The sequence below is a fragment of the Bacillus sp. mrc49 genome (genome assembly GCF_002803435.1).
Genome location: NZ_PHNG01000437.1, coordinates 1 through 303, shown reverse-complemented (window position 1 = coordinate 303; position 303 = coordinate 1). Strand labels below are relative to the sequence as shown.

The 303-nt window shown below is 49.5% G+C and carries 1 protein-coding gene; it reads left to right on the top strand.

All coding sequences use genetic code 11. The features are described from left to right. The coding region (locus CVN76_RS02660; RefSeq protein WP_332850590.1) for a YbaK/EbsC family protein at positions 1-190 on the top strand (190 nt) is incomplete at its 5' end. Between the last annotated feature and the right edge of the window lie 113 nt (positions 191-303).

Sequence of the window (303 nt, the reverse complement as noted above, 5' to 3'; positions counted from 1 at the left end):
CACCGGCTACATACGGGGGGGCTGTTCACCGATCGGCATGAAAAAGCAATACCCGACCTTCATCGATGAAAGTGCATCGAACTTGTCTGAAATCATCGTAAGCGCGGGGAGGGTCGGCACCCAGATTGTCCTGAATCCGGCAGATTTCCTCGAAATCACGCAGGCGGAGTCCGTCGATCTTATCAAATAGGACAATGGCATCCTTGGGCATTCACCTATTTGATTTTTACCGCATACGCTGTCTTGAAGATCACATTTCTATTGTGAGGGAGAGTGTGGAAGTGACGGGAAAAGTGATGCATT